The organism is Microbacterium cremeum, assembly GCF_015277855.1.
GTDB lineage: Bacteria > Actinomycetota > Actinomycetes > Actinomycetales > Microbacteriaceae > Microbacterium > Microbacterium cremeum.
This window is the reverse complement of record NZ_CP063812.1, coordinates 1,115,464-1,138,040: the sequence shown is the minus strand read 5'-3', so window position 1 is coordinate 1,138,040 and position 22,577 is coordinate 1,115,464. Positions and strand designations below refer to the sequence as shown.

Annotated in this window: 25 protein-coding genes and 1 tRNA gene; 10 read left to right on the top strand and 16 right to left on the bottom strand. The window is 71.2% G+C overall.

Annotated elements, in window-relative coordinates; translation table 11 throughout:
- Window positions 1-27: 27 nt before the first annotated feature.
- The 5 genes from groL to IM778_RS04900 form a co-directional block, all read right to left on the bottom strand.
- Window positions 28-1,647, bottom strand: a complete 1,620-nt coding sequence (gene groL, locus IM778_RS04920; RefSeq protein WP_194410952.1) for a chaperonin GroEL — start codon at window positions 1,645-1,647, stop codon at window positions 28-30.
- 187 nt (window positions 1,648-1,834) lie between these two features.
- Window positions 1,835-2,035, bottom strand: a complete 201-nt coding sequence (locus IM778_RS04915) for a cold-shock protein (RefSeq protein WP_106816788.1) — start codon at window positions 2,033-2,035, stop codon at window positions 1,835-1,837.
- A 135-nt stretch (window positions 2,036-2,170) separates the two neighbouring features.
- Window positions 2,171-2,740, bottom strand: coding sequence for a LytR C-terminal domain-containing protein (locus tag IM778_RS04910; protein WP_194410951.1), 570 nt, complete (start codon window positions 2,738-2,740; stop codon window positions 2,171-2,173).
- A gap of 46 nt (window positions 2,741-2,786) precedes the next feature.
- Window positions 2,787-3,035, bottom strand: a complete 249-nt coding sequence (locus tag IM778_RS04905) for a DUF3263 domain-containing protein (protein ID WP_194410950.1) — start codon at window positions 3,033-3,035, stop codon at window positions 2,787-2,789.
- 9 nt (window positions 3,036-3,044) lie between these two features.
- Window positions 3,045-4,082: a DUF2332 domain-containing protein gene (locus IM778_RS04900; RefSeq protein ID WP_194410949.1), complete on the bottom strand. Its 1,038-nt coding sequence runs from the start codon at window positions 4,080-4,082 to the stop codon at window positions 3,045-3,047.
- A gap of 120 nt (window positions 4,083-4,202) precedes the next feature.
- On the opposite strand from IM778_RS04900, the gene msrB reads away from it, so the two are divergent.
- Both msrB and IM778_RS04890 read left to right on the top strand, forming a co-directional pair.
- On the top strand, window positions 4,203-4,637 hold the full coding sequence (gene msrB / locus IM778_RS04895) for a peptide-methionine (R)-S-oxide reductase MsrB (protein ID WP_194410948.1): 435 nt from the start codon (window positions 4,203-4,205) through the stop codon (window positions 4,635-4,637).
- Window positions 4,637-5,257: a nitroreductase family protein gene (locus IM778_RS04890; RefSeq protein ID WP_194410947.1), complete on the top strand. Its 621-nt coding sequence runs from the start codon at window positions 4,637-4,639 to the stop codon at window positions 5,255-5,257. Before msrB ends, IM778_RS04890 begins: the two co-directional genes overlap by 1 nt.
- 3 nt (window positions 5,258-5,260) lie before the next feature.
- Here IM778_RS04890 and IM778_RS04885 read toward each other — a convergent pair whose 3' ends face one another.
- Entirely contained in the window at window positions 5,261-6,217 is a 957-nt protein-coding gene (locus tag IM778_RS04885) for a DMT family transporter (protein WP_194410946.1), read from the bottom strand.
- A 49-nt stretch (window positions 6,218-6,266) separates the two neighbouring features.
- Between IM778_RS04885 and IM778_RS04880 the strand changes: the two genes are divergently transcribed.
- Window positions 6,267-6,929, top strand: a complete 663-nt coding sequence (locus IM778_RS04880) for a hypothetical protein (protein WP_194410945.1) — start codon at window positions 6,267-6,269, stop codon at window positions 6,927-6,929.
- A 42-nt stretch (window positions 6,930-6,971) separates the two neighbouring features.
- Here the strand turns inward: IM778_RS04880 and IM778_RS04875 are convergent.
- Together IM778_RS04875 and IM778_RS04870 are read right to left on the bottom strand one after the other, a co-directional pair.
- A tRNA-Thr gene (locus IM778_RS04875) sits at window positions 6,972-7,047 on the bottom strand.
- 38 nt (window positions 7,048-7,085) lie between these two features.
- Entirely contained in the window at window positions 7,086-8,042 is a 957-nt protein-coding gene (locus IM778_RS04870) for a DsbA family protein (protein WP_194410944.1), read from the bottom strand.
- A gap of 225 nt (window positions 8,043-8,267) precedes the next feature.
- On the opposite strand from IM778_RS04870, the gene IM778_RS04865 reads away from it, so the two are divergent.
- Together IM778_RS04865 and IM778_RS04860 are read left to right on the top strand one after the other, a co-directional pair.
- On the top strand, window positions 8,268-9,371 hold the full coding sequence (locus IM778_RS04865) for an ABC transporter ATP-binding protein (protein WP_194410943.1): 1,104 nt from the start codon (window positions 8,268-8,270) through the stop codon (window positions 9,369-9,371).
- Between the two features lie 81 nt (window positions 9,372-9,452).
- Window positions 9,453-10,757 (top strand): DUF4032 domain-containing protein, encoded by a 1,305-nt coding sequence (locus tag IM778_RS04860; RefSeq protein ID WP_194410942.1) that lies wholly within the window; start codon window positions 9,453-9,455, stop codon window positions 10,755-10,757.
- Window positions 10,758-10,769: 12 nt separating this feature from the next.
- Here the strand turns inward: IM778_RS04860 and IM778_RS04855 are convergent, their stop codons facing one another.
- From IM778_RS04855 to cysS, 3 genes are all read right to left on the bottom strand, one after another.
- Entirely contained in the window at window positions 10,770-11,411 is a 642-nt protein-coding gene (locus IM778_RS04855; protein WP_194410941.1) for an NAD(P)-dependent oxidoreductase, read from the bottom strand.
- 94 nt (window positions 11,412-11,505) lie between these two features.
- On the bottom strand, window positions 11,506-12,489 hold the full coding sequence (gene rlmB / locus IM778_RS04850) for a 23S rRNA (guanosine(2251)-2'-O)-methyltransferase RlmB (protein WP_194410940.1): 984 nt from the start codon (window positions 12,487-12,489) through the stop codon (window positions 11,506-11,508).
- A 36-nt stretch (window positions 12,490-12,525) separates the two neighbouring features.
- Entirely contained in the window at window positions 12,526-13,935 is a 1,410-nt protein-coding gene (cysS, locus tag IM778_RS04845) for a cysteine--tRNA ligase (RefSeq protein WP_194410939.1), read from the bottom strand.
- 61 nt (window positions 13,936-13,996) lie between these two features.
- On the opposite strand from cysS, the gene IM778_RS04840 reads away from it, so the two are divergent.
- A complete protein-coding gene (locus IM778_RS04840; RefSeq protein WP_194410938.1) occupies window positions 13,997-14,935 on the top strand; it encodes a DMT family transporter in 939 nt (312 codons plus the stop codon).
- 54 nt (window positions 14,936-14,989) lie between these two features.
- Window positions 14,990-15,457: a GNAT family N-acetyltransferase gene (locus tag IM778_RS04835; protein WP_194410937.1), complete on the top strand. Its 468-nt coding sequence runs from the start codon at window positions 14,990-14,992 to the stop codon at window positions 15,455-15,457.
- Window positions 15,458-15,466: 9 nt separating this feature from the next.
- Here IM778_RS04835 and ispD read toward each other — a convergent pair whose 3' ends face one another.
- On the bottom strand, window positions 15,467-16,669 hold the full coding sequence (gene ispD, locus IM778_RS04830) for a 2-C-methyl-D-erythritol 4-phosphate cytidylyltransferase (protein WP_194410936.1): 1,203 nt from the start codon (window positions 16,667-16,669) through the stop codon (window positions 15,467-15,469).
- A gap of 74 nt (window positions 16,670-16,743) precedes the next feature.
- Complete coding sequence (locus IM778_RS04825; protein ID WP_127820162.1) at window positions 16,744-17,226, bottom strand: CarD family transcriptional regulator; 483 nt, start codon at window positions 17,224-17,226, stop codon at window positions 16,744-16,746.
- Window positions 17,227-17,391: 165 nt separating this feature from the next.
- On the opposite strand from IM778_RS04825, the gene IM778_RS04820 reads away from it, so the two are divergent.
- Entirely contained in the window at window positions 17,392-17,922 is a 531-nt protein-coding gene (locus tag IM778_RS04820; RefSeq protein ID WP_194410935.1) for a DNA modification methylase, read from the top strand.
- 60 nt (window positions 17,923-17,982) lie between these two features.
- On the opposite strand, the gene IM778_RS04815 is transcribed toward IM778_RS04820, so the two are convergent.
- Together IM778_RS04815 and IM778_RS04810 are read right to left on the bottom strand one after the other, a co-directional pair.
- Window positions 17,983-18,666 (bottom strand): response regulator transcription factor, encoded by a 684-nt coding sequence (locus IM778_RS04815; RefSeq protein ID WP_194410934.1) that lies wholly within the window; start codon window positions 18,664-18,666, stop codon window positions 17,983-17,985.
- A complete protein-coding gene (locus IM778_RS04810) occupies window positions 18,663-19,889 on the bottom strand; it encodes a sensor histidine kinase (RefSeq protein ID WP_194410933.1) in 1,227 nt (408 codons plus the stop codon). The genes IM778_RS04815 and IM778_RS04810 overlap by 4 nt, the downstream gene beginning before the upstream one ends.
- Before the next feature lie 164 nt (window positions 19,890-20,053).
- On the opposite strand from IM778_RS04810, the gene phoU reads away from it, so the two are divergent.
- Window positions 20,054-20,734 (top strand): phosphate signaling complex protein PhoU, encoded by a 681-nt coding sequence (phoU, locus tag IM778_RS04805; protein WP_194410932.1) that lies wholly within the window; start codon window positions 20,054-20,056, stop codon window positions 20,732-20,734.
- A gap of 199 nt (window positions 20,735-20,933) precedes the next feature.
- Here the strand turns inward: phoU and IM778_RS04800 are convergent, their stop codons facing one another.
- The gene (locus tag IM778_RS04800; RefSeq protein WP_194410931.1) at window positions 20,934-21,683 is read right to left on the bottom strand and encodes a phosphoglyceromutase; all 750 of its coding nucleotides are present in this window, start codon (window positions 21,681-21,683) and stop codon (window positions 20,934-20,936) included.
- A 55-nt stretch (window positions 21,684-21,738) separates the two neighbouring features.
- On the opposite strand from IM778_RS04800, the gene IM778_RS04795 reads away from it, so the two are divergent.
- On the top strand, window positions 21,739-22,575 hold the full coding sequence (locus IM778_RS04795) for a class I SAM-dependent methyltransferase (protein WP_194410930.1): 837 nt from the start codon (window positions 21,739-21,741) through the stop codon (window positions 22,573-22,575).
- Window positions 22,576-22,577 lie beyond the last annotated feature (2 nt).

Genomic DNA, 22,577 nt, shown 5'->3' with positions numbered 1-22,577 from the left:
GCATCCGTTTCTCGCACTAGCGAGGGATCAGAAATCCATGCCACCCGTCGGGTCGCCGGCCGGAGCCGCGGCCTTCTCGGGCTTGTCGGCGACGACGGCCTCGGTCGTGAGGAACAGGCCCGCGATCGACGCGGCGTTCTGCAGCGCCGAACGGGTCACCTTGGCCGGGTCGATGATGCCCTGCGCGAACAGGTCGCCGTACTCGCCCGTGGCGGCGTTCAGGCCGTGACCCGCGGGGAGCTCCGCCACCTTGTTGGCGACGACACCCGGCTCGAGACCGGCGTTGAGGGCGATCTGCTTGAGCGGAGCCTCGATCGCGACGCGCACGATGTTCGCACCGGTCGCCTCGTCGCCCGTGAGCTGCAGTCCGTCCAGCGCAACCCGACCCGACTGGATGAGCGCGACGCCACCACCGGGGACGATGCCCTCCTCGACGGCCGCCTTCGCGTTGCGAACGGCGTCCTCGATGCGGTGCTTGCGCTCCTTGAGCTCGACCTCGGTCGCCGCACCCGCCTTGATGACGGCGACGCCGCCGGCGAGCTTGGCCAGACGCTCCTGCAGCTTCTCGCGGTCGTAGTCGCTGTCGGTGTTGTCGATCTCGCGACGGATCTGGGTCACGCGGCCCTCGATGGCGGCGGCGTCGCCGGCGCCCTCGACGATCGTGGTCTCGTCCTTGGTGACGATGACCTTGCGCGCACGGCCGAGCAGGTCGAGGGTGGCGTTCTCGAGCTTGAGACCGACCTCCTCGGTGATGACCTGGCCACCCGTGAGGATCGCGATGTCCTGCAGCTGCGCCTTGCGGCGGTCGCCGAAGCCGGGAGCCTTGACGGCGACCGACTTGAAGATGCCGCGGATCTTGTTGAGCACCAGCGTGGCCAGCGCCTCACCCTCGACGTCCTCGGCGATGATGACGAGCTCCTTGCCGTCCTGGATCACCTTGTCGACGACGGGCAGAAGGTCCTTGATGTTCGAGATCTTCTGGTTCGCGATGAGGATGTACGGGTCCTCGAAGACGGCCTCCTGGCGCTCCGGGTCCGTGACGAAGTACGGGTTGATGTAACCCTTGTCGAAGCGCATGCCCTCGGTGAGCTCGAGCTCGGTGCCGAACGTCTGCGACTCCTCGACGGTGACGACGCCCTCCTTGCCCACCTTGTCGATGGCCTCGGCGATCAGCGCACCGATCTCGGGGTCAGCGGCAGAGATCGAGGCGGTGGCAGCGATCTGCTCCTTGGACTCGACCTCCTTGGCGCTGGAGAGAAGCTCGGCGGTGATGGCGGCGACGGCCTTCTCGATGCCCTTCTTGAGCGAGATCGGGTCGGCGCCGGCAGCGACGTTGCGCAGGCCCTCGCGCACGAGCGCCTGGGCGAGCACGGTCGCGGTCGTGGTGCCGTCACCAGCGACGTCGTCGGTCTTCTTGGCGACCTCCTTGACGAGCTCCGCGCCGATCTTCTCGTACGGGTCGTCCAGCTCGATCTCCTTGGCGATCGAGACGCCGTCGTTCGTGATCGTGGGGGCGCCCCACTTCTTCTCGAGCACGACGTTGCGACCGCGCGGGCCGAGCGTCACCTTGACGGCGTCGGCGAGAGTGTTCAGGCCACGCTCGAGACCACGGCGGGCCTCCTCGTCGAAAGCGATGATCTTTGCCATGTGTGTGTCGTCCCTCCGGAACGTTGGCTTTGGGTATTAGCACTCAACAATCACGAGTGCTAAATCATTCTGGCACTCGACCCTATCGAGTGCAAGCCGCGGGACGGATGCCGAAACGCGACGAAACGGGATGCCTCGCGGCATCCCGTCTCGAATGTGAGGGAGAGCGGCCCCTGGGCCGCACGCGTCAGACGACGCGCACGGACTCGGCCTGCGGGCCCTTCTGCCCGGTTCCGACCGTGAACTCGACGGTCTGGCCCTCTTCGAGGACGCGGAACCCGGTCATGTCGATGTTGGAGTAGTGGACGAACACGTCCTGGCCGTCGGCGACGGTGATGAAGCCGAACCCTTTCTCGGCGTTGAACCACTTCACGGTGCCCTGCGTCATGCGAATCTCCTGTTGCCGGCGGTACTCGGCTTCATGTTATGCACGGCCGGATGCGGGCAACCCCGGGTTTCGTCACTTGTTGACACGCGCGCACACAACTGTTTACCGGGTCGAAACACGCACCGGTCGCAGCGTCTAGGGAGTGGGTTCGGGGGCCTGGCCCGCGGCCGTCCGGTCGAGGCCGATCACCACGGTCAGCTGCCTCACGTCGGGTGTCGCCGGCTGGTACGCCTCGCTCTGCTCGATGGCCGCGCCGCCGATGACGCCGGCAAGCCCCGCGGCGGCCGCCTCATCCTCGGGGAGGAGGTAGAACACCGTCGTCTCGGGGAAGTCCTGCGAGCCGGCGCCGCTGGCGAGCACGCTGTCGGGCGCCCACCCGGCGCCGACGATGATGTCCTTCGTCTGCGTCGCGAGCCCCTCCTCGGGGGTCGCGTTGAGGATCTGCACCTGGTAGCTGGTGTCGACGACGGGAGTCACCTCCGGTTCGGGGGCGACGGTCGGCGTCGGCGTGGGGGCGAGGTCGATGCGACCCGAGGCGAGCAGAGTGCCGAAGATGCCGATCGCGATCAGGACGATGGTCGCCAGAGCCGCCCACAGCAGGACGACCCATCCGCGCATGCGGGGGTTCTCCGCGCGGTGCGCGCCGACCCTGTCCGTGTCGGGGAGGTCGTCGAAGCGATCCCGGGGAAAGGTCGATCTCGGCACCCGACGATGTTACCGGGCGAAACCCGTGCGCCCGGTGAGCGCCCGATCAGCGCGCGTCGGCGGCGCGGCCCGCGCGCTCGCGCAGCCGCTCGTCGCGCAGGCGTCGCAGCCGCTTGACGAGCATGGGGTCGTGCCCCTGAGCCTCGGCCGTGTCGATGAGGCGTCCGAGCAGCTGGTAGTACCGGGCCGGCGACATGCCGAGGTCGGCGCGGATGGCCTCCTCCTTGGCCCCCGCGTGGCGACGCCACTCGGCCTCGAAGTCGAGGAGGGCGCGATCGCGGTCGGTCAGGGGCACGAGGCAACGCTAGCCCGCGGCATCCGTCCCCTCGGTGCGCCACGCGCGCCAATGCACGAACGCGCCGAGCGGGTCGACCGCGGCGAGCGGTTCGGCGTCGCGAGCGAGCACGAAGCCGCCCCACGCGGCGCCGTCGACGGGCGGCCTCCCCTCACGCCCCCTCCCGGCTTCGTGCAGCGCCGGGGGGTCGATCGTGATCCATACGGCGTCGAGGGTGCGGAGGGTGCGGATCAGCCGCTCGCGACCGGCACGCGGGATGTGCGGCAGCACTCCCGGCGTGGTCACGACCAGCGTGGCGTCATGCGGTGCCCGCGCCGACGCCTGCCGCAGCACCTCGGGGTCGGTGGCGTCCCCGGCGTACAGCAGCGGGGGGTCCGCGGCCACCACGTCGAGCGCCGCCTCGATGCGTACGACGCGCCCTGACTCCCCCGGCCACACCAGGCTGGTGAGGAACCGCCGGTCCTCCTCCGCGCGGGCGTCCAGCGGTGCCAGATCGATGCCGGCCCGCCACACGATGTCGGGCATGCGCAGCGGCGGATCCCCCGAGACCTCGCATTCGAGCACCACCGCCGACGGCCCGTCCTCGGGGTCGAGCGCGGTCACGGCGCCCTGATCCCGGAAGCGGTATGAGTACCGGTCGGGGAAGAGGCACAGACCGGCGCTCGCGCCGATCTCGAGCAGCGCGATCGGTCCGTCCACGGTGGCGAGCGCCGGCAGCAGCGCCGCGCAGCGCTGGGGTTCGTTGGTCTGCAGGCGACGGCCGGATGCCTCGGCCACCACCTCGTCGGCGTGCGCGCCGAGCCAGTCCGCCCACTCCTCGAACCGGCCCTCGGGGGCGCCCAGCATGCGGGTCACCGCGAACACGAGCGGAGGCTGGCGGCGATCGGCGGGGATGCGGGCGAGGATCCCCGCGACCGCGGGCTCCGCGGCGACCCCTCGTGCCCACTCCTCGTACAGCGCGGAGCGGTCCGGCGCCTCCTCACGCGCGAAGCGGGCGTACCGCTGGGTCACCGATTCGACCGTCGCCGCGGCATCCGTCTCGCGCATCCCGCCATCCTGCCCCAGTCCCGCCCGCCGGCGCACGGCCCCGGTTCCCGGTGAACGTCCAGCGGGACGCGACCCGGCCGCCCGCGACTGGGGTTGAATGGAAGAGACCGAGGAGGACCCATGACGTACGCCGTCGACAAGACCGACGAGCAGTGGCGCGCCGAGCTCACCCCCGAGCAGTACGCGGTGCTGCGGCAGGCGGGCACCGAGCGTGCCTGGACCGGTGAGCTGCTCGACGAGGACCGCGCGGGCCTGTACACGTGCGCCGCCTGCGGCGCGGAGCTCTTCCGCAGCGGCACGAAGTTCGACTCGCACTGCGGATGGCCGAGCTTCTACGAGTCGATCCGCCCCGAAGCCGTCGAACTGCTCGAGGACGACAGCCACGGAATGGTGCGCACCGAGGTGCGCTGCGCGAACTGCGGATCGCACCTGGGTCACGTGTTCCCCGACGGGTTCGGCACCCCGACCGGCGACCGCTACTGCATGAACTCGCTCTCGCTGCAGTTCGCCCCCGGCGACGAGACGCCCGGCGAGGCCGCGGCGGATCCGGCGTGATGCCGCACTCCGCGTCGCCTCCGCACGCCGTCGACGCGCCGCACGGCGCCTCCGGTGGCGTGAGCCCCGCCCTCGAGGCGGTGCGCTCGCGGCGCTCGTGGTCCAAGGTCACCGACGAGGCGCCGAGTCACGACCAGCTGCTGGAGCTCGTGTCGGCCGCCGGACGCGTCGCCGACCACTCGTCGCTGCGACCCTGGCGGCTCATCGAGCTGCGGGGAGCCGACCGCGAGCGCCTCGGACGGGCGATCGCGAAGGCCGAGGGCGAGAAGGACGCGTCGACCAAGCCGCTGCGCGCGCCGCTGCTCATCGCAGTCGTCGCAAGCTACCGCAAGAGCGGCAAGGTGCCGCGCTGGGAGCAGGAGGCGGTGGCGTCGGGCGTCGCGCACACGCTGAGCCTGCTCCTCGACGAGGCCGGCTGGGGCGTCATCTGGCGCACCGGGCACTACACGCGCTCGAAGGCCGTCGCCAAGGCGCACGGGCTCGAGAAGAACGAAGAGCTGCTGGGCTGGCTCTACGTCGGCGGCAAGCCCGCGCGGGAGCGCCCGGGCCGGCGCAAGCCGCTCGACGCGAGCAAAGTGCTCTCACGGATGCCGCAGCCGAAGAAGCCCCGCAGCGCCTGAGCGTCAGCGTGACCGCCAGCGGCGCCACGGCACCGCGGCGACCACGACCGACACCAGCGCGACCGTGACCATCGCGAGCTCCTGGGCGAGCCCCGGACCCGTCGGCGTCGGCCACACCGCGTCGATCAGGACCGACGTGCACAGCTGGCCGACGACCGCTCCCAGACCCAGCAGCAGGACTCCGGTGTACTGGACGATCGCCGCACCGAGCGCGATGTAGACGACACCGATCGCGCCACCGAGGTACAGCCACGGATCGGCCGGGAGAGCCCGCGGCTCGCCCACGAGGACGACGTGGAGGACGGCGGCGATCGCCAGCAGGATCGTGCCGCCGGCGAAGTTGACGAGCGTCGCGGTGAGGGGCGTGCCCACGCTCTGGCGAAGCCGTCCGTTCGTCGCCTGCTGCCACGCGATGCCGGCGCCGGCGAGCACCGGCAGCAGCGCCATCCACAGCGGCACCCCCGCCAGCCCGTCGCCCGCCAGGGCCAGGCTCACCGCGATCAGCGCCAGCGCGCCGCCGATCAGCCGCGGGACCGTCACCGCCACGACGCCGGCGGGGCCGAACCCGGCGCGGTCGAGCAGCAGGCCGCTGACGGTCTGGCCGGCCACGACGCCCACGGTGAACAGCGAGACGCCGATGAGCCCGACCGCGAGGCCCTGCGTGGCGACGGTGAGGGCACCGGCCGCCCCGCCCGCCAGCATCCACCACGGAATCCTCCGGTGCCGCACGCCTTCGACCAGGCGCCCGAAGCCGGCACGACCCACCGGGAGCGCGGCGGAGAGGGCGAGGAGGATCGCCAGGCCCGAGCCGAACGAGATCACCGCGGCGACGAACCCGTCGTCCAGGCGCACGCCCAGCTGGCCGTTGATGCGGGCCTGCACCGCCGTCATCACGCCGATCGCCACCGCGCCGCCGAGGGCGAGGGCGGTGGGAATGCGCGGGGCGGTCACCCGTCCCATCCTGCCGTGTGCGGGGCACGTGCCCGAACCGGCCCGGTTACGCTGGATCGTGGCCATCTCCACTCGCACGCGCACGCTCCTGACCTGGCTGCCGGCCGCGATCCTCGCCGTCGTGATCGGCGCCGTCGTGATCGCGTCGCTCGCCATCCAGGAGTCGTGGTGGACCGAGGAGAACCCGGCGGCGTCCGCCGATCAGAAGGCGACCGACGGCTCCAGCATGCTCACCGATGCGGGGTTCGACTACGTCAACGTCGAGGGCGTCGTGCGGGTGCGCGTCGGCGAGGGCGGACTGTCGGCGACGGCGCTCGGACTCCCTGCGGACGGCGAGAAATCCGCCGTCTTCCGCCGCCCGGTACGGGCTCTCGTCGCGGTCGGTGACGACGTGCACGCACTGGATGACATCTCCTCGCTCACCGCCGTCGCGCGGGGCGACCGGCTGGTGTCGGTCACGCTGACACCGGACGTCGTGCGCGGCTGGTCGGGCGCGCTGGACTACCTGCGCGCGCTCGCTCCCGAGTTCGGCTGGGACGCGTCGCAGCTCGATCCACTCGACGAGCAGCTCGGCGAGTTCAACCGCTCGGGCGACGGAGACACCTTCACCGCCTCGATCGGCCCGTCGAGGGGCGCGGCCGTCGAGGTCACCGGCACGCTCGTGTTCGACCGGGCGTCCGGAGCGACGCCGGTGACGATCACGTTCGAGCCGGCGGGCTGAGGCAGAGCCTCGGCACGGGGGCGTGGCACGGTGAGCCGGTCGTGGAGCCGACTACGGGACTCGAACCCGTAACCCCCTAATTACAAGTTAGGTGCGCTACCAATTGCGCCAAGTCGGCAGGGCGCCCAGTCTACCGGCGCAGCGCCGCGTGCCCGATCAGGGGGCGACGGTGGGCGTCGGCGTCGGGGTCGCCTTGTAGTAGGCGTCGCTGGCGACCGTGAGCACGAACTGCGCGAACTCCTTGGGGTCGTCGAGCTTTCCGACGTACTGGGTGCCGTTGACCAGCACCATCGGCGTGCCGGTGAGCGCCATGCCGTCGGTGTCGGGCAGCTCCTGCAGGGCGCGCTCCGTCGCGAGCTTGGCCCACGAGGCGTACGACTGCTCCTCGATGCACGACCGCACGACCTTGGCACCGTCCAGGCCCGTCGCGATCGCCAGGGCGGCGAGCTCGCTGTCGCTGTAGCCGTCGGAGTCCACCGCAGGCTGCTGCGTCAGCAGCGCCTGGTTGAACGCGAAGAAATAGTCGGGAGCATACTGCGCCACGCAGGCGGCCGCGGCCGCCGCGCGGAGCGAGTACTTCGTGCCGTTGGACTTGGCGGTCAGCATCGCCACCGGGTAGTACGTCAGCGTCGCCGCGTCCTCGTTGACCCACTCGGTGAGCTGCTTCGCGTTGGCGACCTGGAAGTCGCGCGAGCCGGTCGAGAGGTAGTCGACGTAGACGCGGATTTCGACGGCCGGGGTGTCGGTGGGGGTCGGCGTGGGCGTGGGCGTGGCCTCGGCCGGCTCGGCGGTCGTCGCGGGGGTCTGGCCGCCCTGCACGGAGCCGTTGGCCTCGCTCGTTCCGGAGGTGATGCCGACGCCGGTGACACCGGTGACCATGAAGCCGTCATCGACGACGTTCTCGGGGCTCATCATGGGCTTCGATGCGCTCGAGGACACCGTCCAGGTGACGACGACGGCGATGACGGCGACGACCGCGACGACCGCGGCGCCCAGAGTGGTGCGACGGACCAGGCGGGCACGCGACTGACGTGCCTGCACCTGCTGCGCCTTCTCGCGCACGGCGTCGCGGCGCTCGCTGGCAGCGGCGTTCTGTGACTCGTCGCTCGACATGGAACCTCTCGGGACGGAAGGGGGCCGGTCTTCCGGCTGGTCCGCACGGGAAGGCGGACGTTGACGATGCTAGCCAGCCACCCTGGGAAATGCCCAGACGCAACCTCCGCACGCGCCGTGTCATACTGTTTCGTGCGCCCGACGACGGGCGCGCGGGAGAGCCCCCGCTCATTCCATCACTACGGATCGTCCGGCACGTACCTGCCGGTGAAGGAGAAGAGAAACATGGCGTCCGTCACGTTCGACAACGCAACCCGCCTGTACCCCGGGGGCACGCGCCCCGCCGTGGACAAGCTCAACCTCGAGGTCGCCGATGGCGAGTTCCTCGTGCTCGTCGGCCCGTCGGGCTGCGGCAAGTCCACGTCCCTGCGCATGCTGGCCGGCCTCGAAGAGGTCAACTCGGGCCGCATCCTTATCGGCGACCGCGACGTCACCGACGTCCCGCCGAAGGACCGCGACATCGCGATGGTCTTCCAGAACTACGCGCTCTACCCGCACATGACCGTCGCCGAGAACATGGGCTTCGCGCTCAAGATCGCCGGCGTCGGCAAGGAGGAGCGTGCCGCGCGCGTGCTCGAAGCTGCCAAGCTCCTCGACCTCGAGGAGTACCTCACCCGCAAGCCGAAGGCCCTCTCGGGTGGTCAGCGTCAGCGCGTCGCCATGGGCCGCGCGATCGTGCGCCAGCCGCAGGTGTTCCTCATGGACGAGCCGCTGTCGAACCTCGACGCCAAGCTCCGCGTCCAGACGCGCACCCAGATCGCCTCGCTGCAGCGCCGTCTGGGCGTCACCACGGTCTACGTCACGCACGACCAGACCGAGGCGCTCACCATGGGCGACCGCATCGCGGTCCTCAAGGACGGCCTCCTGCAGCAGGTCGGCACGCCGCGCGACCTGTACGAGAAGCCGAACAACGTCTTCGTCGCGGGATTCATCGGCTCGCCCGCGATGAACCTGTTCCCGGCGCACATCGCCGAGGGCGGTGTCCAGTTTGGCGACCGCGTGGTCGGCGTCGATGCCGACACGCTCGGCAAGGCGCACGGCTCCGAGGTCACCATCGGCGTTCGTCCCGAGGACATCCAGGTCGCTCCCGAGGACGGCAAGGGTCTGCAGGTCATCGTCGACCTCGTCGAGGAGCTCGGCGCGGACGGCTACCTGTACGGCCACACCGACGTCAACGGCAAGCGCACCGACATCGTCGCGCGCGTCGACGGACGCCGCCACCCGATGGCGGGCGACACGGTCACGCTGGCTCCGGTGCCCGGACACGTGCACGTGTTCGACCTCGAGTCCGGCGAGCGCCTCACCGACAAGGCGATCGCCTCGGCGTAAGCGGTTCCTACGCGACGGCGCGGGTGGGAGAGACTCCCCCCGCGCCGTCGCGCTTCCATCCCCTGAGTCTGCGGAGGCCCCGTGCCCGACGCCCTGAGCATCACCGCCAGCAGCGTGGATCCGGGTCTGCTGTCACTGCCGTGGTCGACACCCCTGGCCGAGTGGCCGTCGAGCCACATCGTCTACCTCCCCAAGGGCATCTCGCGGCATCTCGTGCGATTCGCGACGTTGTCGGGCCGTGTGGTCGCGATCAAGGAGACCACCGAGGCGATGGCTCGCCGCGAGTACGACATGCTCGGCAACCTCGCCCGCCTCGACGCCCCGTGCGTCGAGCGGGTCGCCGTGATCGCCGGGCGCACGGACGCCTCGGGCGAGCACCTCCCCGCCGCGCTGGTGACCGCGCACCTGAAGTTCTCGCTCCCCTACCGCGCGCTGTTCACGCAGGTGCTGCGCCCCGACACGGCGACCCGCCTGGTCGACGCGCTGGCGGCGCTCCTGGTGCGGCTGCACAACGTCGGCTTCTTCTGGGGCGACGTGTCGCTGTCGAACACGCTCTTCCGTCGCGATGCCGGCGCGTTCGCCGCCTACCTCGTCGATGCCGAGACCGGCGAGCTGCACGAGAGCGGGCTCACCCCCGGGCAGCGCGCGCACGACCTCGACGTCGCCCGGACGAACATCGCCGGCGAGATCATGGACCTCGAGGCCGGCGGCCGCCTCGAGGGCGGCGTCGACGCCATCGCGATCGCCGATGGGATCGTCTCGTCGTACCACTCGCTGTGGGCGGCGCTTACCGACAGCGAGACCTTCCGCGCCGACGAGGCGTGGCGACTCACCGAGCGCGTCCAGCGCCTCAACTCGCTGGGCTTCGACATCGGCGAGATGTCGATCCAGGCGACCACCGACGGCACGAGGGTCTCGATCCAGCCGAAGGTCGTCGACGCCGGGCACCACCAGCGGCGGCTGCTGCGGCTGACCGGTCTCGATGTCGAAGAGAACCAGGCCCGTCGCCTGCTGAACGACCTCGACGAGTTCCGGGCGCGCATCTCGCGCTTCGAAGACGAGGACATGGCCGCCCACGAGTGGCTGACGCGCGTCTTCGAGCCCGTCGTGAAGGCGATCCCGTGGGACCTTCGTGCCAAGCTCGAGCCCGCCGAGGTCTTCCACCAGCTGCTGGAGCACCGCTGGTACCTCTCGCAGGGCAAGGGCAAGTCCGTGCCGCTGGCCGAGGCCCTGTCGAGCTACATCGACGACGTGCTGCGCCACCGCCGCGACGAGGCGACGCTGATGGGCCCGGCGACCGAGACGGTGTCGCTGCCGGTGATCACCGGCAGCGGCCCGATCATCGACGACGAGGACGACGAGATCGACTGGCGCGACCTCGTCTGACCCTCTCGAGGGCTAGTAGCCGACCGTGAAGCGCTCGCGCGAGTGCTTCGGGTTCTCGATCTCGTCGAGCACCGCGATCGCGAAGTCGGCGCCCGAGATGAAGGAGTCGCCGTTCTCGTCGGTCACGAGGACGTCGCCGCCGTCGCGGTAGGTCCCGGTGCGCTCGCCCGGGTTGAACCCGCCGAACCCGCCCGCGGGGTGGATGTAGAACCAGTCGCGGTCGGCCGGCCCGGACTGCAGATCCTCGAGGATCCCGATCGCCTCGAGGGCCTCGGGCTTGTACTCCTCGGTGAACGACGGCTGATCGACGAGCCGCTCGCCACCCGGCGCGACGAGACTGCCGCCTGCCCCGCCGATCACACCGACCCGCACGTCCGCGGGAAGCAGCGAGATGAGCGAGATGAGGTTCGGGCGCACCAGGCCCTCCATGTCACCGCGCGGGGCCACCGCCGAGACGACGACGTCGGCGCCCTGCAGCTGCGTCAGCAGGTCGGGCACATCGGTGAGCGAGCCCTCGATGTAGGTCGCTCCCGCGAACCGCTCGCTGGGGATGCGGCGCGCGATGGCGAGCACGCTGTGCCCTCGGTTCACCGCCTCTTCGACGATGTGACGACCGGCGTACCCGGTCCCTCCGATGACGGCGATGCGTGCCATGTTCTTCCTTTCGACGGTGGACGACGTTCCTGGAGGTCCAAGGGCGCCGGGAGCGCATTCATTCCCGCGAATACGTCCCGGGCCGCCCGGGTCGTCAGCGGCCGGAGCGCATCGTCGACACCTGATAGAGGGCGACGGATGCCGCGATCCCGGCGTTCAGCGACTCCGTGGCGGCCGAGATCGGGATCGACACGATCTGGTCGCACGTCTCGGTCACCAGGCGCGAGAGGCCCTTGCCCTCGGATCCGACCACGATCACGACGGGGCGGTCTGCGAGCTCGAGCGACGGCAGCGACACGTCGCCGCCCCCGTCGAGTCCCAGGACGAACACGCCCTGCTTCTTGAACTCCTTGAGCGTCGTGGTGAGGTTGGGCGCGATCGCCACGGGGATGCGCGCCGCCGCGCCTGCGCTCGTCTTCCAGGCTGCGGAGTTGACGCTGGCAGAGCGCCGCTGCGGCACGATCACGCCCTGCCCGCCGAACGCGGCGGTCGAGCGGATGATCGCGCCGAGGTTGCGGGGGTCGGTGACCCCGTCCAGCGCGACCAGGAGCGGCACGAGGTCGTCGGCGATGATCTCTTCGAGCAGATCCTGCGGGTGGGCGTACTCGTACGGGGGCACCTTCAGCGCGACGCCCTGGTGCACGCCGTCGAAACCGGCCATGCGGTCGAGCTCGGGACGCGTGACCTCGAGCACCGGGATCTCGCGGTGCGTGGCGATCGACAGCATCTCTTTCACGCGGTCGTCCATCTCGACGCGCTGCGCGATGTAGAACGCCGTCGCCGGGATCTTCGCCCGCAGCGCCTCGAGCACCGAGTTGCGCCCGGTCACCGTCTCGGTGTCGTCGTCCTTCTTCGCGCGGGACGTGCGGTTCTGACCGGCCCCCGTCGGCTTGCCCTTGCCGCCCGCCGCGGCGTACCTCTCGGCGGCGGCCTTGCGCTTGCCGGCGGGGTGCCACGCGCGGTCCTCCGCCTTCGGGGTCGGCCCGCGTCCCTCGAGCGAGCGCTTGTTCTTGCCGCCCGTGCCCTTGCTGGGGCCCTTCTTGCCCTTCGCGGCGCCGGGGCGTCCTGGCTTGACCATTTCTTCCTTTCCGGCCGGGTCGTCCCGGCGTGCCCGCTATTGCGAGCCGAGTGTCCAGTGGGTGCCCTGAGGTCCGTCCTCGAGCACGATTCCTGCCGCCGCGATCGCGTCGCGGATGCGGTCGGCGCTGGCCCAGTCCTTCGCAGCGCGCGCGTCGGCGCGCTGCGCGATCATGGTCTTCACGAGCGTGTCGAGCGCGCGAGCCTGGTCCGAGGCATCCGTCGCCCGCCAGTGCGGGTCGAGAGGGTCGATGCCGAGGATGCCTGTCATCACGGCGACGTCGGCGAACGCGCGCAGCGCCGCCTCGCGGTCACCGGCGTCGAGGGCGGTGTTGCCGTCGCGCACGGTCTCGTGCAGCACCGCGAGCGCCTGCGGCACGCCGAGGTCGTCGTCGAGCGCCGCCGCGAACCGGTCCGGCACCGCCGCGTCCACCCGGGTGTCGCGGGTGGCGTCGCGCAGGAGGCGCAGCGCCCGCTCGAGGAAGCCGCGGATGCGCCCGACCGCGGCCTCGGCCTCGTCGAAGGTGGACTCGGTGATGTCGAGGCTCGATCGGTAGTGGGCCGCCGCGAGCGCGTACCGCACGACGAGCGGGTCGCGGTCGCGCAGTGCGTCTTCGGCGAGGACGAAGTTGAACAGCGACTTCGACATCTTCTGGGCACCGACGGTCACCAGGCCGTTGTGTACCCAGTACCGTGCGAAGCCGTCGCCCGCGGCCGTGGACTGCGCGAGCTCGTTCTCGTGGTGCGGGAAGCGCAGATCGAGGCCGCCGCCGTGGATGTCGAACTCGGCGCCGAGGTAGCGGCGCGACATCGCCGAGCACTCGATGTGCCAGCCCGGGCGCCCCCGGCCCCACGGCGAGTCCCACGCCGCCGACGCGGGTTCCTCGGGCTTCGTGCCCTTCCACAGCGCGAAGTCGCGCGGGTCCCGCTTGCCGCGCGGGTCGGCGTCGGCAGCGGGCTCCATCGCGTCGAGGCTCTGGCGCGTCAGCGAGCCGTAGTCCGCCCACGACCGCACGTCGAAGTAGACGTCACCGGCCGCGGCGTACGCGTGCCCCGCGTCGATGAGCCGCTGGATGAGGTCCTGCATCTGCGGGATGGACGCGGTCGCGCGGGGCTCGTACGTCGGCGGCAGGATGCCGATCGCGGTGTAGGCGCGCGTGAACTCGAGCTCCATGCGGTAGGCGAGCGCCCACCACGGCTCGCCGTCGGTGGCGTTCGCGAGCACCTTGTCGTCGATGTCGGTGACGTTGCGCACGAACGTCACGCGCCCGAAGCGGTGGGCGAGCCAGCGGCGGAGGATGTCGAAGCTCAGCGCCCCGCGCAGGTGCCCGATGTGCGGACCCGACTGCACCGTGGGTCCGCAGACGTAGATCGTGACGTCCTCCGGGTTCAGCGGCACGAAGTCGCGCAGGGCCTGCGCCTTGGTGTCATAGAGCTGTACCGTCACCGGTCCAGCCTACCGGCCGCCCTTCGACAAGCTCAGGGTCCGGAGGCAGTAGAACTGAAGCGTGCATGTCCTCGCCGTCCTCGCCGCCGCACTGCTGTTCGGCACCACCGGAACCTCGCAGGCTCTGGGCCCCGACGGCACGACGCCCCTCTCGATCGGCGTGATGCGCATGGTCATCGGCGGAACGGGACTCGCCGTGATCGCGTTCGCCCTCGCCGCACGGCACGGCCGCCGTCGTCCGGCCGGCGCGGTGCGCCCGCGGGCCGGCGGACGGGGGTACCGTCCTCTCGCGCTCATGGTGCTGACGGGCCTGTGCCTGGCGCTGTACCAGCCGCTGTTCTTCCTCGGCACCGCGCGCAACGGCGTGGCCGTCGGCACCGTGGTCGCACTCGGCTCGGCGCCGATCCTCGCGGGGCTCCTGGAGTGGGCGCTGACCCGGAGGATGCCGACCGCGACGTGGATGGGCGCGACGGCGCTCGCCACGCTCGGTGTCGTGCTGCTCGGATTCGGGGGCGATGCGACGGGCGCGGGCGGCACGGATCCGGTCGGGCTGCTCGGCTCGGTCGGCGCCGGGGCGTCGTTCGCCGTGATCGCGAACGCGCAGCGGCGGCTGCTCGACGAAGGCTGGGATCCGTTCACTGTCGTCGGTGCCATGGGTGCGAGCTCGGCCGTGATCAGCGCCCTCGCCCTCCCGTTCGTCGATCTGGCATGGCTCGCCTCCCCCGCCGGGCTCGCGATGGCGCTGTGGCTGGGGCTGGCCACCATCTCGATCGCGTACGTGCTGTTCACGTGGGGACTCAGCGGTCTGACCGCGGCGACGGCGGCGACCCTCACGCTCGGTGAGCCGCTGACGGCGAGCGTCCTCGGCATCGTCGTGCTGGGCGAGCGCCTGTCGGCGCTGGCCATCGTCGGGCTGGCAGTGCTCGCGGCGGGCCTGGCGCTCCTCGCGTGGGGCTCGCGCTCGCCCCGCGACCCCGAGCCGTTCGCCGTCGAGGCGTGACGACCGCTGTCGCGAAACACGCCCGCAATGCGCCGATGGCACACTGGGCGCGACATGCAGACCACGATCGACATCCGCACCGACGACCTGACCGCGGCGGCCACCCGGCGCCTCGTGGAGTTCCATCTCGCCGGCATGCACGGCACCTCTCCTCCCGAGAGCGTGCACGCACTGGGCATGGAGGCGCTCCGGCATCCGTCGGTCGCCGTCTGGTCGGCATGGATCGACGGCGAGCTCGCGGGCATCGGCGCCCTCAAGACGCTGGACGCGCACCGAGGCGAGATCAAGTCGATGCGCGTCGACGACCGCTTCCGCGGATGCGGCGTCGGCCGTGCCCTGCTGCGCCACGTCGTCGAGCAGGCGCGCGAGCGGGGCATGTCGACGGTGTGGCTCGAGACCGGCGCGACCGAGGACTTCGTGCCGGCGCAGCGTCTCTACGAGAGCGAGGGCTTCACGTACTGCGGCCCGTTCGGGGACTACTCCCCGGACCCGTTCTCGGTCTTCATGACGCGCGTGCTCTGACCGGCGGGATCACGCCGGCACGACCAGGGCGACCGCGAACGCCGCGACGCCCTCGCCGCGGCCGCTGAACCCCAGTCCGTCGGTCGTGGTCGCCGAGATCGACACCGGTGCGCCGCCCAGCGCCTGCGACAGGACGCGCTCGGCCTCCTCGCGCCGGGCCGCGAACCGGGGGCGGTTCGCCTGCACCTGCACCGACACGTTGCCGATGCGCCACCCGGCCTCCCCCACCAGCGCGTGCGTGCGTGCGAGGAACGCATGCGCATGCGCCCCGGCGTACTCGGGGTGGTCGGTGCCGAAGTGCGTGCCGATGTCGCCCAGACCCGCGGCGCCCAGCAGCGCGTCGACGACGGCATGGGCGACGGCGTCGCCGTCGGAGTGCCCCGACAGCGCCTGCTCGCCGGGCCATTCCAGCCCCGCCAGCCACAGGGGCCCGTCGCCGCCGTACCCGTGGACATCGGTGCCCAGGCCCACCCGCGGCATCGCGTGCGGCGCCGCAGGGGCCGGAGCCGCCGGCGCCGTCGACGCGGCCAGCAGATGACGGGCGCGATCGAGGTCTGCGGCCGTGGTGATCTTGAAGGCGAGCGGATGCCCCGGCACGGCCGCGACGGCATGCCCGGCGGCGGCGACCAGCGCCGCGTCGTCGGTGTACTCCTCGGTCGCGACGGCATATGCCGCATCCAGCACATCCCGGCGGAAGCCCTGCGGGGTCTGCGCCGCGGCGAGCTCGGAGCGGTCGACGGCGGCGAGGATCTCGCTGCCCGCGACGCGCTTGACGGTGTCGATGACCGGCAGCACCGGAACGGCTCCGACCGCGCCTGCCTCGAGCGACGTCACGACGCGCTCGAAGACCTCGGGGGGCGTCAGGGCGCGGGCAGCGTCGTGCACCAGCACGAGTTCGACGTCCGCCCACAGCGCCGCGAGCCCGGCGGCCACCGATGCCTGACGCGTCGCACCGCCCGCGACGACCGACACCAGGTCGCGACGATCGCCGGCGACGGCGAGCGCGTCGCTGAGTGCATCCCCCTGCCGGTCGGGCGGGGCGACGACGACGACCTGGGCTGCGGGGGCGGCGAGTACGCGCACCAGCGCGTGACGCAGGATCGTGTGCGCGTCGATGCCGACGAACGCCTTGGGGGCGCCGGCACCCAGACGGGTGCCGGACCCGGCCGCGACGACCACGACGCCGACGCGCGGGACGGGAGTGATGCTCACTCCGTCACGCTATCGCGACCGCGTCGCCGTCCTGCAAAGCGAAACGACGCCCCGTGGGGCGTCGTCTCGGCGGCTCAGCTTGCGAGGACCTCGTCGAGGATCACGCTCGCCTGCTCCTCGTCGGTCTTCTCGGCGAGGGCGAGCTCGGAGATCAGGATCTGCTTCGCCTTGGCGAGCATGCGCTTCTCCCCGGCCGACAGGCCGCGGTCCTGGTCTCGGCGCCACAGGTCGCGAACGACCTCGCTGACCTTGATGACGTCGCCGGAGGCGAGCTTCTCGAGGTTGGCCTTGTAGCGGCGCGACCAGTTGGTCGGCTCCTCCGTGAACGGAGCGCGCAGCACCTCGAAGACCTTGTCGAGACCCTCCTTGCCGATGACATCGCGGACGCCGACGAGGTCGACGTTCTCAGCGGGGACCTCGATGATCAGGTCGCCCTGCGTGACATTGAGCTTCAGGTACTTCTTCGTCTCGCCCTTGATGATCCGGTCTTTGACCTCGATGATCGTTGCCGCCCCGTGATGGGGGTAGACGACCGTCTCGCCAACCTCAAAAAGCATGGAGTTATGTCCTTTCGGCAACCTCCAGGATACCACAGGAGAAATACGCTAAGGTTCTCCGCCCGCCGCGTGGAACGCGGCGCCGCGCCACGATCACGGCCCGACAGACGACCCCCTAGAATGCTGAGGAAGCCGTCGTCCGTCCTGGGAGGATCTGTGATTTCGATGCACCGCCACAATGTCTCGGCGGCAAGAGTCCCCGCGGCGGCACTCACTCCGAGGAACCCGCGCCTCCTCGCGTCGCTCGCCGTCGGAGCAGCACTCGTCCTCGGCACCACCGGCTGCAGCATGGTCTCCCCGCAGGCGACCACGATCGACTACGCCGCCGCCGAGGGCATCAACGTGTTCGAGTCAGGCCCCGTGCAGGTGCGCAACGCGCAGATCGTCGCGGACGAGAGCGGGTCGGAGGGCAACTTCGTCGCCGCGCTCATCAACGAGACCGACGAGTCGCACACGCTGCGCATCGAGTTCGGCGAGGGCTCGTCCCGCGTCTCGGTCACCGTGCGGGTGCCGGCGAACAGGACGCTCAGCCTGGGAGCCGAGGACGGCGAGGAGCCGATCCTCATCGAGGATCTCGACACGCCGCCCGGCGCCGACATCGTCGCCTTCTTCCAGTCGGGCGACGCCGCGGGCGAGCTCACCTCGGTCCCCGTGCTCGACGGCACGCTCGACTACCTCGCGCCGCTCGCACCCTGAGCCCCGGCCGCGCCGCCTACGGCAGCGCGACGCCACGGCATCACGGCGCGCCGAGCGGGGTCAGCCCTCGAACCGGTACCCGAGTCCGCGCACCGTCACCAGCATCTCGGGCGACCCGGGGTTCTTCTCGATGCGCGAGCGGATCCGCTTGATGTGCACGTCGAGCGTCTTGGTGTCGCCGAAGTAGTCGCTCCCCCACACACGGTCGATGAGCTGGCCGCGCGTGAGCACCCGGCCCGCATTGCGCATCAGCACCTCGAGGAGCTCGAATTCCTTGAGCGGCATGTTGATCTCGCCGCCGTCGACCGCGACCGTGTGCCGGTCGATGTCGAGCACGACGCGGCCCCCCTCCAGGACCCGGTCCTCCAGGTCGGCGTCGAGCTGCGAGAAGCGCCGCAGCACCGCCCGCATGCGCGCGAGCAGCTCGCGTGCGGAGTAGGGCTTGGTGACGTAGTCGTCGGCGCCCAGCTCGAGGCCCACCACGATGTCGACCTCGGAGTCCTTCGCGGTGAGCATGATGATCGGCACCGACGACGTCGTGCGGATCTGCCGGCACACCTCGGTCCCCGGCATCCCGGGCAGCATGAGGTCGAGCAGCACGATGTCGGCGCCGCGCTCGCGGAACGAGGCGAGCGCGGTCGGGCCGTCCTCGGCGATCTCGACGTCGTAGCCCTCGCGGCGCAGCAGGTAGGCGAGCGGGTCCGCGAGGTCCGGCTCATCCTCGACGATCAGGACGCGTGTCATGCGGGGTCTCCGTTCGTGCCGACTGGCGTGGTGGCGGGGCGAGCCGGCGTCGCCGTGGCGCGCTTCTTCTTGCGGCCGCGCTTGGGGGTGGGATCTGCGGCGGGCGCCTCGATCTGCGGCAGGCGGATCGTGAAAGTCGATCCGCGGCCGGGTCGCGACCACAGCCGCACCTCGCCGCCGTGCCGCTGCACGGCGTGCTTGACGATCGACAGCCCCAGTCCGCTGCCGCCGGTGCGGCGCGCGCGGGCGGGGTCGGCGCGGTAGAAGCGCTCGAACACGCGGTCCTGCTCGCCCTCGGCGATGCCGATGCCGCGGTCGGTGACCGCGATCTCGACGATGCCCTCGGCGGCCTTGATCCCGACGCCGACGCTCGACCCCTGCGGTGAGTAGGCGATCGCGTTGGCGATGAGGTTGCCGACGGCCTCGCTCAGCACCTGGGCGTCGCCGCGCACGTAGAGTCCGCGAGCGCCGCCGCGCACGACCTCGACGCCGGCGGAGTCCGCCTGGATGGCGTGCGCGTCGAGCGCCGATGCCACCACCTCGTCGATCGAGACGTCTTGCTCGGTGAGCTCGTCCGACGCCTGCAGGCGCGACAGGTTCATGATGCGCGAGGTGAGCAGGGCGAGCCGGGATGCCTCGGCCGAGAGCCTCGCGGCGAAGATCCGCACCTGCGGCGGGTCATCGGCGGCGGACTCGATCGCCTCGGCGAGCAGGCTCACCGCGCCGACGGGGGTCTTCAGCTCGTGACTGGTGTTGGCGACGAAGTCGCGCCGCATCTCTTCGACGCGCTCGCGCTCGGTGATGTCGCGCAGCACCAGCAGCGTCAGGCGGGACGAGATCCGGGTGGCCCGCACGACGACCAGCCGCGGCTCTGCGGGCGGGGCGCCGCGGCGCAGCCGCATGGTCTCGGTCGTGGCCGCCTCGGCGGTCCGGACCCGGCGGGCAACGATCCGGAGGTCCTCGGTGGGCAGCGTGCTGCCCTCGACGAGGTCGAACGGCGTCGCGGCGGCCGAGGCGGCCAGCACCGTGAACGAGGCGTCGACGACGACCGCGGCATCGTCCATTCCGTGCAGCACCTCACGTACCCCGGCGGGCACATGCAGGGAGGTGTCGGCCCGCGCGCGGTCTCGTGCGCGCAGAGAGGCGACGATGACCGCCGAGATCGAGCTGCCGATGACCACCCCCGCGAGGAGGGCGAGCAGCGCGAGCTGCGTCGTGTCCATGCAGACAGCGTAAGGGCACGCCGCGTGCGCTCCTCGCCGTCTCGGAGGACCCCCGACACCGTGGCGACTACTATTCACCGCGAGGGCACCGTTCGTTAACCTTCGGTGACGAGAATCGCGGGGCCCGGGGCGATGCCTGCCCGAAACCAGGAAAGGTGCGTTCTATGCGCGAAGTCTTCCACCAGTCTCTCGAGGACGTGCAGGGCCGTCTCGTCGAGATCGCCGAGCTCGTCACCATCGCCATCGACAAGGCGACACGAGCGTTCGGCACCAGCGACGTGGCACTGGCGGAGGAGGTCATCGAGGCCGACGCCGTCATCGACGAGAAGGCCGTCGCACTGGACGAGTTGGCGATCGAGATCCTCGCGCGGCAGCAGCCGGTCGCCCGCGACCTGCGCATCGTCGTGAGCGCGCTGCGCATGAGCGCGTCGCTCGAGCGCATGGGCGACATCGCCGAGCACATCGCGCAGCTCACGCGCATGCGCTTCCCCGAGCGGGCGATCCCGAAGGGCCTGAAGTCGACGTTCCTGAAGATGGGGCAGCTCGACGTCGAGGCCGCGCGCCAGCTCGCCGAGTTGCTGCGCACGCAGGATCTGGCTTTCATCGACCCGATCCGCAACGCCGACGACAAGCTCGACGAGCTGCACCTGTCGGTGTTCGAGAAGGTGCTCAGCGACAGCTGGCAGGGCGAGGCCGCAGCGACGGTCGACGCGACGCTGGCCAGCCGGTACCACGAGCGGTTCGCCGACCACGCGGTCTCGGTCGCCAAGAAGGTGCTCTACCTCTCGACGGGCGAGTGGACGGCCGCGACCGACGCGATCCCGATCGTTACGACGCCGGAGTAAGCGGCACCGGCCGTTCCGGTCACCGAGCCGGCGAAACGCTGCGGACGACGTCGTACGTCGGCTCGCGGCGTTTCGTCTCGGTCGCTACGCTCCCTCGCTCAACGACCGGGGCCCCCGGTCGTTGAGCGAGCGAAGCGAGACGAAACGGCGCCCCCGGTCGTTGAGCGAGCGAGGCGAGACGAAACGGCGGCGAGCGGTGTCAGGCCTTGCCCTGATTGGCGACGGCCGCGGCGCCGGCGGCGGCGGCCTCGGGGTCGAGGTACTCCCCCGCGCCCAACGGCTGGAGGTTCTCGTCGAGGCGGTACACCAGCGGGATGCCCGTGGGGATGTTGAGCTCCGCGATGTCGGCGTCGCTGATGCCGTCGAGGTGCTTCACGAGGCCGCGCAGCGAGTTGCCGTGGGCGGTGACGAGGACCGTCTTTCCGGCCTTGAGGTCGGGCACGATGTCGCTGTGCCAGTACGGCAGCATGCGGTCGATCACGATCTTGAGCGACTCGGTGTCGGGAACCTCGCCGTCGATTCCGACGTAGCGGGGGTCGCCCACCTGGCTGTACTGGTCGTCGGCCGGAAGCGGCGGCGGCGGCACGTCGAACGACCGGCGCCACAGCATGAACTGCTCGTTGCCGAACTCCTCGAGGGTCTGCGCCTTGTCCTTGCCCTGCAGGGCTCCGTAGTGGCGCTCGTTCAGCCGCCACGAGCGCTTGACCGGGATCCAGAGCCGATCGGCCGCGTCGAGGGCGATGTCGGCGGTCTGGATGGCGCGGCTCAGCACGGACGTGTGGAGCACGTCGGGCAGGATGCCGGACTCGGCGAGCAGCTCGCCGCCGCGCTGGGCCTCGGCCTTGCCCTGGTCGGTGAGCCGGACATCGACCCAGCCGGTGAACTGGTTGGTCTTGTTCCACTCGCTCTGGCCGTGGCGGAGGAGGATGAGCGTATAGGGCGCGGTCATGCGCCCCATGATATCGGCGCAGGGATGCCGCCTTTTCGGATGCGACGATAGGGGCATGGCTCCTGCGCGCTCCGTCCCCGGACGGGTGGTCGGCCAGACCACCCGCGGGACGACCGGCACGAACCGGCTGCGGCGCGTGGACAGGTGGATCGCCCGCCACCCGGTGCTGCGGCGGGCGGCCGATCCGCTCGTTGTCGACCTCGGCTACGGAGCCAGCGGTGTGACGGCGTTCGAGCAGTATGCGCGCCTCGTGAGCGTCCGCCCCGACGTCGAGGTGCTCGGCCTCGAGATCGACCCGGCGCGCGTCGCGCGCGCCCGTGCGCAGCTGGAGCAGGTGCGCGCGGGCGACACCGGGTTCGCCGCCGACTCGCGCGTGTCGTTCGCGCGCGGCGGGTTCGAGGTGCCCGTCCCCGGTGGTCGCCGCCCCGCCGTCATCCGCGCGATGAACGTGCTGCGTCAGTACGACGAGACCGAGGTGACGCGCGCCTGGGAGTCCATGGCCGCGCGGCTCGCACCGGGAGGGCTCCTCGTGGAGGGCACCTGTGACGAGATCGGCCGCATCGCCACGTGGGTGGCCGTCGGCGACGACGCCGTCCCGCGCACGCTCACGATCTCGCTCCGCGTCGCCGGGCTGCAGCATCCGTCGATCGCCGCGGAGCGGCTGCCGAAGGCCCTCATCCACCGGAACGTGCCCGGCGAGCGGGTGCATCGCCTGTTCAGCGCGCTGGACGCGGAGTGGGATCGCACCGCCGCGGTGTCGCCGTTCGGCGCGAGGCACCGCTGGCGCACGACGCTGGCCGCCCTCGCAGCAGCCGGATGGCCGCTGCAGGAGCGCTCGCGATGGCGGCTGGGCGAGCTGACGCTGCCGTGGGAGGCCGTCCGCCCCGCGTGAGC

Excerpts from the sequence above, each read along its gene's own strand:
- groL (WP_194410952.1), bottom strand. The coding sequence starts at position 1,647 with ATGGCAAAGATCATCGCTTTCGACGAGGAGGCCCGCCGTGGTCTCGAG.
- IM778_RS04915 (WP_106816788.1), bottom strand. The coding sequence starts at position 2,035 with ATGACGCAGGGCACCGTGAAGTGGTTCAACGCCGAGAAAGGGTTCGGC.
- IM778_RS04900 (WP_194410949.1), bottom strand. The coding sequence starts at position 4,082 with ATGCGCGAGACGGATGCCGCGGCGACGGTCGAATCGGTGACCCAGCGG.
- msrB (WP_194410948.1), top strand. The coding sequence starts at position 4,203 with ATGACGTACGCCGTCGACAAGACCGACGAGCAGTGGCGCGCCGAGCTC.
- IM778_RS04890 (WP_194410947.1), top strand. The coding sequence starts at position 4,637 with ATGCCGCACTCCGCGTCGCCTCCGCACGCCGTCGACGCGCCGCACGGC.
- IM778_RS04885 (WP_194410946.1), bottom strand. The coding sequence starts at position 6,217 with ATGGGACGGGTGACCGCCCCGCGCATTCCCACCGCCCTCGCCCTCGGC.
- IM778_RS04870 (WP_194410944.1), bottom strand. The coding sequence starts at position 8,042 with ATGTCGAGCGACGAGTCACAGAACGCCGCTGCCAGCGAGCGCCGCGAC.
- IM778_RS04865 (WP_194410943.1), top strand. The coding sequence starts at position 8,268 with ATGGCGTCCGTCACGTTCGACAACGCAACCCGCCTGTACCCCGGGGGC.
- IM778_RS04855 (WP_194410941.1), bottom strand. The coding sequence starts at position 11,411 with ATGGCACGCATCGCCGTCATCGGAGGGACCGGGTACGCCGGTCGTCAC.
- rlmB (WP_194410940.1), bottom strand. The coding sequence starts at position 12,489 with ATGGTCAAGCCAGGACGCCCCGGCGCCGCGAAGGGCAAGAAGGGCCCC.
- IM778_RS04835 (WP_194410937.1), top strand. The coding sequence starts at position 14,990 with ATGCAGACCACGATCGACATCCGCACCGACGACCTGACCGCGGCGGCC.
- IM778_RS04825 (WP_127820162.1), bottom strand. The coding sequence starts at position 17,226 with ATGCTTTTTGAGGTTGGCGAGACGGTCGTCTACCCCCATCACGGGGCG.
- IM778_RS04820 (WP_194410935.1), top strand. The coding sequence starts at position 17,392 with ATGCACCGCCACAATGTCTCGGCGGCAAGAGTCCCCGCGGCGGCACTC.
- IM778_RS04815 (WP_194410934.1), bottom strand. The coding sequence starts at position 18,666 with ATGACACGCGTCCTGATCGTCGAGGATGAGCCGGACCTCGCGGACCCG.
- IM778_RS04810 (WP_194410933.1), bottom strand. The coding sequence starts at position 19,889 with ATGGACACGACGCAGCTCGCGCTGCTCGCCCTCCTCGCGGGGGTGGTC.
- phoU (WP_194410932.1), top strand. The coding sequence starts at position 20,054 with ATGCGCGAAGTCTTCCACCAGTCTCTCGAGGACGTGCAGGGCCGTCTC.
- IM778_RS04800 (WP_194410931.1), bottom strand. The coding sequence starts at position 21,683 with ATGACCGCGCCCTATACGCTCATCCTCCTCCGCCACGGCCAGAGCGAG.
- IM778_RS04795 (WP_194410930.1), top strand. The coding sequence starts at position 21,739 with ATGGCTCCTGCGCGCTCCGTCCCCGGACGGGTGGTCGGCCAGACCACC.